Annotated in this window: 10 protein-coding genes; 4 read left to right on the top strand and 6 right to left on the bottom strand. The window is 70.5% G+C overall.

Annotation, left to right across the window (positions count from 1 at the left end):
* The 4 genes from IG99_RS34640 to folE form a co-directional block, all read left to right on the top strand.
* The coding region (locus IG99_RS34640; protein WP_037681208.1) for a TilS substrate-binding domain-containing protein at positions 1-450 on the top strand (450 nt) is incomplete at its 5' end.
* 73 nt (positions 451-523) lie between these two features.
* Positions 524-1,084 (top strand): hypoxanthine phosphoribosyltransferase, encoded by a 561-nt coding sequence (gene hpt, locus IG99_RS34635; protein WP_037681206.1) that lies wholly within the window; start codon positions 524-526, stop codon positions 1,082-1,084.
* 177 nt (positions 1,085-1,261) lie between these two features.
* On the top strand, positions 1,262-3,301 hold the full coding sequence (gene ftsH, locus IG99_RS34630; RefSeq protein ID WP_037681204.1) for an ATP-dependent zinc metalloprotease FtsH: 2,040 nt from the start codon (positions 1,262-1,264) through the stop codon (positions 3,299-3,301).
* A 124-nt stretch (positions 3,302-3,425) separates the two neighbouring features.
* Positions 3,426-4,031 carry a GTP cyclohydrolase I FolE gene (gene folE, locus IG99_RS34625; RefSeq protein ID WP_037681203.1) on the top strand — a complete coding sequence of 202 codons (606 nt, stop codon included), beginning with the start codon at positions 3,426-3,428 and terminating at the stop codon, positions 4,029-4,031.
* Positions 4,032-4,044: 13 nt separating this feature from the next.
* Here folE and IG99_RS34620 read toward each other — a convergent pair whose 3' ends face one another.
* The 6 genes from IG99_RS34620 to IG99_RS34595 form a co-directional block, all read right to left on the bottom strand.
* Positions 4,045-4,530: a DUF3180 domain-containing protein gene (locus tag IG99_RS34620; RefSeq protein ID WP_037681201.1), complete on the bottom strand. Its 486-nt coding sequence runs from the start codon at positions 4,528-4,530 to the stop codon at positions 4,045-4,047.
* 57 nt (positions 4,531-4,587) lie between these two features.
* Positions 4,588-5,199: a 2-amino-4-hydroxy-6-hydroxymethyldihydropteridine diphosphokinase gene (folK, locus tag IG99_RS34615; RefSeq protein WP_037681199.1), complete on the bottom strand. Its 612-nt coding sequence runs from the start codon at positions 5,197-5,199 to the stop codon at positions 4,588-4,590.
* On the bottom strand, positions 5,196-5,555 hold the full coding sequence (folB, locus tag IG99_RS34610) for a dihydroneopterin aldolase (RefSeq protein WP_037681197.1): 360 nt from the start codon (positions 5,553-5,555) through the stop codon (positions 5,196-5,198). Before folB ends, folK begins: the two co-directional genes overlap by 4 nt.
* Positions 5,556-5,818: 263 nt before the next feature.
* Positions 5,819-6,322 (bottom strand): nuclear transport factor 2 family protein, encoded by a 504-nt coding sequence (locus IG99_RS34605; RefSeq protein ID WP_037681195.1) that lies wholly within the window; start codon positions 6,320-6,322, stop codon positions 5,819-5,821.
* Positions 6,319-7,197: a dihydropteroate synthase gene (gene folP, locus IG99_RS34600; RefSeq protein WP_037681193.1), complete on the bottom strand. Its 879-nt coding sequence runs from the start codon at positions 7,195-7,197 to the stop codon at positions 6,319-6,321. The genes IG99_RS34605 and folP overlap by 4 nt, the downstream gene beginning before the upstream one ends.
* Positions 7,198-7,769: 572 nt before the next feature.
* On the bottom strand, positions 7,770-9,581 hold the full coding sequence (locus IG99_RS34595) for a phosphatidylglycerol lysyltransferase domain-containing protein (protein ID WP_037681192.1): 1,812 nt from the start codon (positions 9,579-9,581) through the stop codon (positions 7,770-7,772).
* Between the last annotated feature and the right edge of the window lie 63 nt (positions 9,582-9,644).

The following is a 9,644-nucleotide window of genomic DNA, read 5'->3' as shown; positions in this document are numbered from 1 at the left end:
GCCTGCCTGGTCCAGTCCCTGCCCGTCTGGGACGACCCCCACAACGCCGACCCGGCCTACACCCGGTCCCGGCTGCGCCACGAGGGCCTGCCCGCCCTGGAGAAGGCGCTCGGCAAGGGCGTCGTCGAGGCCCTCGCCCGTACGGCCCAGCTCTCCCGTGACGACGCCGACGCCCTCGACACCTGGGCCCGGCAGGCCGAGGCGTCCGTACGGGACACCGCCGGCCTCCTGGAGTGCGCCAAGCTGTACGCCCTGCCGCCCGCCGTGCGCCGCCGCATCCTGCGCCGTGCCGCCATCGAGGCGGGCGCCCCGGCCGGTTCGCTGTTCGCCCGGCACATCGAGGAAGTCGACCGGCTGATCACCGGCTGGCGCGGTCAGGGAGCCATCAACCTCCCCGGCAAAGTCGTCGCACAGCGGCAGGGTGGCAGACTGGTGATTCGGCAAGGCTGAAACCGGACCTCCCACCGGCCCGCGGGCGCGGGCCACGGACGGTCCCGGGCGGCCGGTGGGACGACCGAAAGTGATGCGGGTGGACGCGAAAGACATGGGTGCCGACCTCAAGCAGGTACTCATCACCAAGGAAGAGATCGACGCCAAGCTGGCGGAGCTGGCCGCGAAGATCGACGCGGAGTACGCGGGCAAGGACCTGCTGATCGTCGGCGTCCTCAAGGGCGCGGTCATGGTCATGGCGGACCTCGCCCGGGCGCTGTCCACCCCCGTCACGATGGACTGGATGGCCGTGTCCTCCTACGGTGCGGGCACCCAGTCATCGGGCGTCGTGCGGATCCTCAAGGACCTCGACACCGACATCAAGGGCAAGCACGTCCTCATCGTCGAGGACATCATCGACTCCGGCCTGACCCTGTCGTGGCTGCTGTCGAACCTCGGCTCGCGCGAGCCAGCCTCCCTCAAGGTGTGCACGCTGCTGCGCAAGCCCGAGGCCGCCAAGGTCGCCATCGACGTCGAGTGGGTCGGCTTCGACATCCCGAACGAGTTCGTCGTCGGCTACGGCCTCGACTACGCGGAGAAGTACCGCAATCTCCCGTTCGTGGGTACGCTCGCGCCTCACGTCTACGGCGGCTGAGGCCGACTCCGTAAGACGATCGGGAACCCCAGCGGGTTTCGCGCCGTTGGAGCATGCAGAGACGGCAACGCCAGCGGTCCTGTGCGGCTTCGGGCGACAATGCTGGGGTACCGTCAGAAGAACTGTCTTATCAAACTCACTATGGCAGGAGGGACGGGGCGGCACCGCTCCGTATGGATGGACGTGAAGCGATACTTCCGTGGGCCGGTCATGTGGATCGTGCTGGCCGTCCTTGCCGTGGTCGTGTTGATGCAGGTCGTCGGCTCGTCCGGCGGCTACAAGACGGTGGACACCGGCCAGGTCGTCCAGGCGATCAATGACAACAAGGTCGAGTCGGCCAAACTGACCACCGGCGACGAGCAGACCATCAAGGTCCAGCTCAAGGACGGCGTAAAGGTCGAGGGCAGCTCGAAGATCCAGGCGAGCTACATCGGCGACCAGGGCGTGACCATCGCCAACACGCTGCAGACCAAATACCAGGACAAGCAGATCTCGGACGGCTACACGGTTTCGCCGTCCAAGCAGAACCCCTTCGTGGGGATCCTGCTCTCCCTGCTCCCCTTCGTCCTCATCGTCGTCGTGTTCCTGTTCCTGATGAATCAGATGCAGGGCGGCGGCTCCAGGGTCATGAACTTCGGCAAGTCCAAGGCGAAGCTCATCACCAAGGACACGCCGAAGACGACGTTCTCCGACGTCGCGGGCTGTGACGAGGCGGTCGAGGAGCTCCAGGAGATCAAGGAATTCCTCCAGGAGCCGGCGAAGTTCCAGGCCGTCGGCGCCAAGATCCCCAAGGGCGTGCTCCTCTACGGCCGTCCCGGTACCGGCAAGACGCTCCTCGCGCGTGCCGTCGCCGGTGAGGCCGGAGTCCCCTTCTATTCGATCTCCGGTTCCGACTTCGTCGAGATGTTCGTCGGTGTCGGTGCCTCCCGGGTCCGTGACCTGTTCGAGCAGGCCAAGGCGAACGCCCCGGCGATCGTCTTCGTCGACGAGATCGACGCGGTCGGCCGCCACCGCGGCGCCGGCCTCGGCGGTGGTCACGACGAGCGCGAGCAGACGCTGAACCAGCTGCTCGTCGAGATGGACGGCTTCGACGTCAAGGGCGGTGTGATTCTCATCGCCGCCACGAACCGCCCGGACATCCTCGACCCGGCGCTGCTGCGTCCCGGACGGTTCGACCGCCAGATCGCGGTCGACCCGCCGGACCTGCAGGGCCGTCTGGAGATCCTCAAGGTTCACCAGAAGGGCAAGCCGGTCGCGCCGGATGTCGACCTCACGGCGGTCGCCCGCCGTACGCCGGGCTTCACCGGTGCCGACCTGAGCAACGTCCTCAACGAGGCCGCGCTGCTCACGGCCCGCAGCGACAAGAAGCTCATCGACAACCACATGCTCGACGAGGCGATCGACCGCGTGGTCGCCGGTCCGCAGAAGCGGACCCGGATCATGTCGGACAAGGAGAAGAAGATCACCGCGTACCACGAGGGCGGACACGCCCTGGTCGCGGCGGCCTCACCGAACTCCGATCCGGTCCACAAGATCACGATCCTGTCGAGAGGCCGTGCCCTCGGCTACACGATGGTGCTCCCGGACGAGGACAAGTACTCCACCACCCGCAACGAGATGCTGGACCAGCTGGCCTACATGCTGGGCGGCCGCGCGGCGGAGGAGCTCGTCTTCCACGACCCGACCACGGGTGCGGCGAACGACATCGAGAAGGCCACGGCGACGGCCCGCGCGATGGTCACGCAGTACGGCATGACCGAGCGCCTGGGTGCGATCAAGTTCGGCGGCGACAACACCGAGCCCTTCCTCGGACGTGAGATGGCTCACCAGCGCGACTACTCGGAAGAGGTCGCCGCGCTGGTCGACGAAGAGGTCAAGAAGCTCATCGAGAACGCGCACAACGAGGCCTGGGAGATCCTGGTCGAGAACCGTGACGTCCTCGACAACCTCGTCCTGGCGCTGCTCGAGAAGGAGACGCTCGGCAAGGAGGAGATCGCCGAGGTCTTCTCCCAGATCGTCAAGCGCCCGGCACGGCCCGCATGGACCGGCTCCTCGCGGCGCACGCCGTCCACCCGCCCGCCGGTGCTCTCCCCGAAGGAGCTCGCACTGACGAACGGGGCCAACGGTGCCACCCCGGCGATCAGCACGGCCAAGACGACGGCCACGGAGTCGGCCCCGGTGACGGAGCCGGCCCCGGAGGATCGCCCCGAGAGCTGACGCTCCCCGGCCCGGAATGAATGCCGCGCCCCCCAGGTTCTAGCCTGGGGGGCGCGGCATTTCCGTATGTCCGCAGATGAGGCGCGTGGCCCACACGCGCGACCCGCACAGGAACGAGGCACCAATGACCGACCCCGTGACGCTGGATGGCGAGGGAACCGTCGGCGAGTTCGACGAGAAGCGAGCCGAGAACGCCATCCGCGAGCTCCTGATCGCGGTCGGTGAAGACCCGGACCGCGAGGGCCTGAAGGAGACGCCGGGCCGGGTGGCGCGGGCGTACCGGGAGATATTCGCGGGGCTGTGGCAGAAGCCCGAGGACGTGCTGACGACGACGTTCGACCTCGGCCACGACGAGATGGTCCTCGTGAAGGACATCGAAGTGCTGAGTTCCTGTGAACATCATCTGGTGCCGTTCGTCGGGGTGGCCCATGTCGGGTACATCCCGTCCGCCGACGGCAAGATCACGGGGCTGTCGAAGCTGGCCCGGCTCGTGGACGTCTACGCCCGTCGGCCGCAGGTCCAGGAACGCCTCACCACGCAGATCGCCGACTCGCTGATGGAGATCCTGGAGCCGCGCGGTGTGATCGTCGTCGTCGAGTGCGAGCACATGTGCATGTCGATGCGGGGTGTCCGCAAGCCGGGGGCCAAGACCATTACGTCGGCGGTGCGTGGTCAGCTGCGTGACTCCGCCACCCGTAACGAGGCGATGAGTCTGATCATGGCGCGCTAGGAGGTCGGCACACCTAGGCGGCCGACGCAGCTCCCTTGTTGTGGTCGTCGTCCTCCGGCAGTCGGCAGACTCGTTCGAGGAAGATGCCGGCCGCTATGACTCCGATGCCGGCGACGACGGAGAAGCCGGCGTAGATGGCCTGGTCGCGGCGGGCGGGGATGTCGAGGGACTCCAGGAGGAAGACGCCCGTGCCGCCGTACATGCCCGCGACGAGGGCGGCGACCAGGGCGCTGGCCTGGCCGAAGACGACCGCGCGGGCCGCCATGAGGGGGTCGACGCCCTTCGCCTCGGGGCGGCGTTCGCGCTGGGCCTTGAGGCGGGCGCGCAGGGAGAGAGCCGTGGCCAGCAGGATCACCGCGATCACGGCGAGGACGATCGGGGCGGCCAGGGGGACGCTGGGGAGCGTCCCGACCGCGTTCCAGAGGCGGGCGCCCGCCCACGACAGAACTCCTGCGACGACGAAGACGCCGACCAGCACCCGGATGCGCAGCTCTCTCACGGTGTCCCTTCACGTTCCGCCGGGTCTTCCGGACGGTTGCCGTCTTGACCTTAACGACTACTCGGGCAGCCGGAGTTCCAGGTCCTTGCGCGGGGCCACGCCGTCCCGGGTGACGGCGTCGAGAAGGTCGGCGACGGGGCCGCGGCCGGGCAGCTGGGCGCCGGGATCCACGTCGTGCCAGGGGGCGAGGACGAAGGCGCGCTCGTGGGCGCGCGGGTGGGGGAGGGTGAGGTGCGGGTCGTCGGAGACGACATCGGCGTAGGCGACGATGTCGACGTCGAGCGTGCGGGCGCCCCAGCGCTCCTCGCGGACCCGGTGGAAGGCCTCCTCGACGGCGTGGGCCCGCTCCAGGAGGGAGGACGGGGGCAGGGTGGTCTTCAGAACGATCACCGCGTTGAAGTACGACGGCTGACTGCCGGGCTCGACGCCCCACGGCTCCGTCTCGTACACGGGGGAGACGAGCTTGATCCGCACGCCCGGGGTGTCCTCCAGGGCGTCCACGGCCCCCTGGAGGGTCTCCAGGCGGTTGCCGAGGTTCGAGCCGAGGGAGAGCACGGCGAGTTTCGGGTTGGAGAGGGTCGTGTCAGCGGCGTCCACCTGCTGCACGACGGAGGCGGGTACCGGTTGTACGGTCGGGTCGCTGTGACCCTCGGTGAGGGACGCGGTCATGTGCGGCTCCGGGTGATGGTGACGGTCACGTCGTCGAAGGGGACGGTGATCGGCGCGTCCGGTTTGTGGACGCAGACCTCGACCTCCTGGACCCCCTCGTGCTTCAGACAGGCCTGGGCGATGCGCTCGGCGAGCGTCTCGATGAGGTTGACGGGCTCGCCTTCGACGACGGCCACGACCTCCTCCGCCACGATGCCGTAGTGCACGGTCTTCGCCAGGTCGTCGTCGGCCGCGGCCGGGCGGGTGTCCAGGCGGAGGACGAGGTCCACGACGAAGGTCTGGCCCTCCTCGCGCTCCTCGGGGAACACGCCGTGGTGCCCGCGGGCCTTGAGGCCGCGCAGCGCGACACGATCCACGCGAATCACTCCTGCAATCGTCGGTGACGGCCGGTCCGTACCGTGTGGGGGCGGCATCCCGGCCACGAACGAATCTACCCGCGAGCACGGACAGGACCCGGCCGCGGGGGCACGGGGTCTGCGCCGGGCAACCGAGGGTTCATCGCGTGTTTCCCCTGGAGAACCCGGCGGCTCACGGGCTGGTAGCCGCTTCTACCCCAGGGCCCGTGATTCCAACCACTTCTTGGTTCCGCCGGGCCCTTCCCCGCGGTTCGCCTACCCCGTCAGGCGGGGGTGTCGTCGTCCTCGGACTCATCGGTTTCGGCCAGTACCGGGGAGGCGTGGTGCGACCACAGTTTCCAGCCGTCGGGGGTGCGGCGGAACACGTTCGTGGCGACCACCAGCTGGCCCACCAGCGGGCCGAGTTCCTCGCCGCCCTCGGGCGCCGGACCGCCGCTGAGGATGTTCTCCGTGCAGGTCACCAGGGCGGTGTCGCCGGTGACGGAGACATGCACGTCGGTGAGGAAGAACTGGATGTAGTCGGTGTTCGCCATGATCAGCGCGTACGACCGGAGGACCTCGCGGCGGCCGGTGAGCACCGGCCAGCCGGGGTGCACGCAGGAGATCACGCCGGTGTCCGCCGGGTCGTGGTACTCCTCGTCGACGCCCAGGTCGGAGGGGGTGAGCCAGAGGGAGGACACCTCTTCGAAGTCGCCCCGCTCCATGGCCTCGTAGAAGGCGGTGTTGGCGGCTTCCACCTGCTCGACATCGGTGTGAGGGGCGCTCACCGGGCCTCTTCCCCCAGGCGCGCTCCTTCCACCGCGCGCGTGACCCGCACCGCGTCCGCCGTCGCGCGCACCTCGTGCACCCGCACCGCCCACGCGCCGGCGTGCGCGGCGAGCGCGGAGACGGCGGCCGTTGCCGCGTCGCGCTCGCGCGCGGGCGGCGGCGCGCCCTCGGGGCCGGCGAGGACGCGGCCGAGGAACCGCTTGCGGGACGCGGCGACCAGCAGGGGGTGCCCCAGGTCGCGCAGTCGGTCGAGGTGGGCGAGGAGGACCAGGTCGTGCTCGGCCTCCTTGGAGAAACCGAGGCCGGGGTCTACGACGATCCGGTCGGGGGAGACGCCACCGTCCAGAACGGCCCGTACACGCGCGTGGAGTTCGTCGAGGACTTCGGTGACGACGTCGCCGTACACGCCCTTGGCGCTGCCGCCCTGGAGGAAGCCGCGCCAGTGCATGACGACGAAGGGGGCGCCGGCCCGGGCGACGACCGGGATCATCGCGGGGTCGGCGAGGCCGCCGCTGACGTCGTTGACGAGGGCGGCGCCCGCGGCGAGGGCCTGTTCGGCGACGGAGGCGCGCATGGTGTCGACGGAGACGAGGACACCTTCTGAGGCGAGGCCGCGGACCACGGGGACGACGCGTCGCAGTTCCTCGTCCTCGTCGACGCGGGTGGCGCCGGGGCGGGTGGATTCGCCGCCGACGTCGACGAGGTCCGCGCCCTCGGTGACGAGTTCGAGGCCGTGCTTGACGGCGGCCGTCGTGTCGAACCAGCGGCCGCCGTCGGAGAAGGAATCGGGGGTGACGTTCACGACTCCCATGACCGCGCAGCGGTCCCACTCCGGAAGCCCCGCGACGCGCCCGCGTCCGCTCTGCTTGCTCATACGTTCAGCGTAGGCCCAGCAGGGGGCCGCGACGCCGCGCGGCCCGCCCCGCCCGGGCCCCGCGAGGTGCGGCGGTGTTGGTGCCACGGGGCCGCAGGTCGTGCGGCGGTGTTGGCACCGCCGGGCCGCAGGTCGTTCGGCGGTGTTGGTGCCACGGGGCCGCAGGTCGTTCGGCGGTGTTGGTGCCGCCGGGCCGCGCAGGTCGTTCGGCGGTGTTGGCACCGCCGGGCGCAGGTCGTGCCGCGCGTGTGCCGTGGTGTTCGCACCAGCCGGGCCGCGCGTGTGCCGTGGTGTTCGCACCAGCCGGGCCGCGCGTGTGCCGTGGTGTTCGCCCCGACGCGGGCCCGCGGAACGTTCCGCGCCGCAGCTGTCGGGGACCCGGCCCCGTGGTCCCACGGCGCGCCCCGCCCGGGCCTCGGGTTCACACCGTGGCGGCCACGCTGTGAGCGTGCGCCGGCCCCGGCCTCATGCCGCGGCCCGCACCTGTCCGGGATCCGCCCCGCGGTTCAGCGGCGCGTCCCGCCCGGGCCCCGCGTCACGCCACGGCGGCCCGTCGCGGCGGGGCCCCGGTCTCATGCCGCGCGGACGCTCCGTTCCGCGACGTCGTGGGCACACGCGCGTGCGGTGGCCTTGCGGCGGCGCAGGAAGCGCGGCATCGCGAGGGCGAGGTCGACGAAGCCCTCGGCCTGCATGGCGGCGAAGCCGATGCGGGGCAGGTCGCCGGAGGCGCGGTAGACGACGAACCGGGGTTCCCAGCGCGGCTGGAACTTGGCGTTGAACTTGTAGAGCGACTCGATCTGGAACCAGCGCGAGAGGAACACCAGCAGCCCGCGCCAGGCGCGCAGCACCGGCCCGGCACCGATCTTCTCGCCGCGTGCCAGGGCGGAGCGGAACATCGCGAAGTTGAGGGACACGCGTGTGATGCCGAAGCGCGGTGCCGCCTGGAGCGCGGCCACGATCAGGAGTTCGTTCATGCCGGGGTCGGCCGCGCGGTCGCGGCGCATGAGGTCCAGGGAGGCGCCGTCGGTGCCCCAGGGGACGAAGTGCAGGATCGCCTTGAGGTCGCCGTACTCGCCGGGGACCTCGTCGGCCTTGTGGGCGGTGGCGATCAGGCAGTCGCCGTCCGTGGGGTCGCCGATGCGGCCCAGCGCCATGGAGAACCCGCGCTCGGTGTCCGTGCCGCGCCAGTCCTCCGCGGCCTGCCGGATCCGCTCCAGCTCGGCCTCGCCGAGGTCACGGATACGTCGGACCCGGGTCTCGTAACCGGCGCGCTCGATGCGCTTGACCATCTGGCGCACGTTGCGCATCGCGCGGCCGGCGAGCGAGAAATCCGCGACGTCCACCACCGCCTCGTCGCCCAGTTCGAGGGCGTCGAGGCCGGTCTCACGGGTCCAGACCTCGCCGCCGGTCTCGGAGCAGCCCATGACGGCGGGGGTCCAGGAGTGTGCCTTGGCCTCGTCCATGAAGCGTTCGATGGCGCCCGGCCAGGCCTCGACGTCGCCGATGGGGTCGCCGCTGGCGAGCATCACGCCGGAGACGACGCGGTAGGTGACGGCGGCCTTGCCGCTGGGGGAGAAGACGACGGCCTTGTCGCGACGCAGCGCGAAGTGGCCGAGGGAGTCGCGGCCGCCGTGCTTGTCGAGCAGGGCGCGCAGCCGGGCCTCGTCCTCCTCGGTGAGACGGGCGGCGGGGTGCTCGGGGCGGAAGGCCAGGTAGATGGTGGTGACCGCGGTGAGCAGGCCGAGGGCGCCGAGGGAGAAGGCGACCGTCCAGGAGGTGTTGCCCTCGTAGTCGACCGGGCCCTCGAAGCCGAAGAGGCCGTACAGGACGTGCGTAATGCGATCGGCCAGGCTCGGGTCGCCGACGATGCGCTCGGAGTGGACGCTGACGATGACGAGACCCAGTGCGAGGGAACCGGCGCCCATGAGGATGAAGTTGGCGAGCGCGCGCCAGCGGCTGCGCGGATCGGGCAGGGCCGTGAACTGGTCCCGGTGCAGTAGCAGCGGCGCCAGCAGGGCGAGTGAGATCACCGCGCCCACGAGCGAGTGCCGGTACGTGAACTGGGCCACGGCGCCCGCCGGCAGCAGGGCGACCGCGGCACGCCAAGCTCGTCGCTTGCCGCGTTTGAGGCCGTGCGCGAGCAGCAGGAGCAGGACGCCGGCGCTCAGGGAGAGCGCGGCCGCGAACGGGCCCATCGCGCCGGGCAGCACCTCGGCCAGCGTGTGCATACGGCTGTGCCGGAACCGCGGGAAGACGCCCGCGGCGACGTCCAGCAGGCCCACGATGGCGCAGGCTCTGCCGACGAGGACGGGAACGGCCTCCGGGCGTGGCCCCCGGAACATATGGCGCAGCCGACTTGATCGGTTCGGAACCCCGCCCGACATTTCCCCATCTTCCGTGACAGACATCGCATCCTGTAGTTCTGCGAGAGACCTTGGATCCGGACC

The organism is Streptomyces griseus subsp. griseus, from assembly GCF_000720255.1.
Lineage (GTDB): Bacteria > Actinomycetota > Actinomycetes > Streptomycetales > Streptomycetaceae > Streptomyces > Streptomyces griseus_I.
The sequence above is the reverse complement of the archived record's forward strand: the minus strand, read 5'-3'. Positions and strand labels throughout refer to the sequence as shown.

Excerpts from the sequence above, each read along its gene's own strand:
- folK (WP_037681199.1), bottom strand. The coding sequence starts at position 5,199 with ATGACCGCGTCCCTCACCGAGGGTCACAGCGACCCGACCGTACAACCG.
- ftsH (WP_037681204.1), top strand. The coding sequence starts at position 1,262 with ATGGACGTGAAGCGATACTTCCGTGGGCCGGTCATGTGGATCGTGCTG.
- folE (WP_037681203.1), top strand. The coding sequence starts at position 3,426 with ATGACCGACCCCGTGACGCTGGATGGCGAGGGAACCGTCGGCGAGTTC.
- hpt (WP_037681206.1), top strand. The coding sequence starts at position 524 with ATGCGGGTGGACGCGAAAGACATGGGTGCCGACCTCAAGCAGGTACTC.
- IG99_RS34595 (WP_037681192.1), bottom strand. The coding sequence starts at position 9,581 with ATGTCGGGCGGGGTTCCGAACCGATCAAGTCGGCTGCGCCATATGTTC.
- folP (WP_037681193.1), bottom strand. The coding sequence starts at position 7,197 with ATGAGCAAGCAGAGCGGACGCGGGCGCGTCGCGGGGCTTCCGGAGTGG.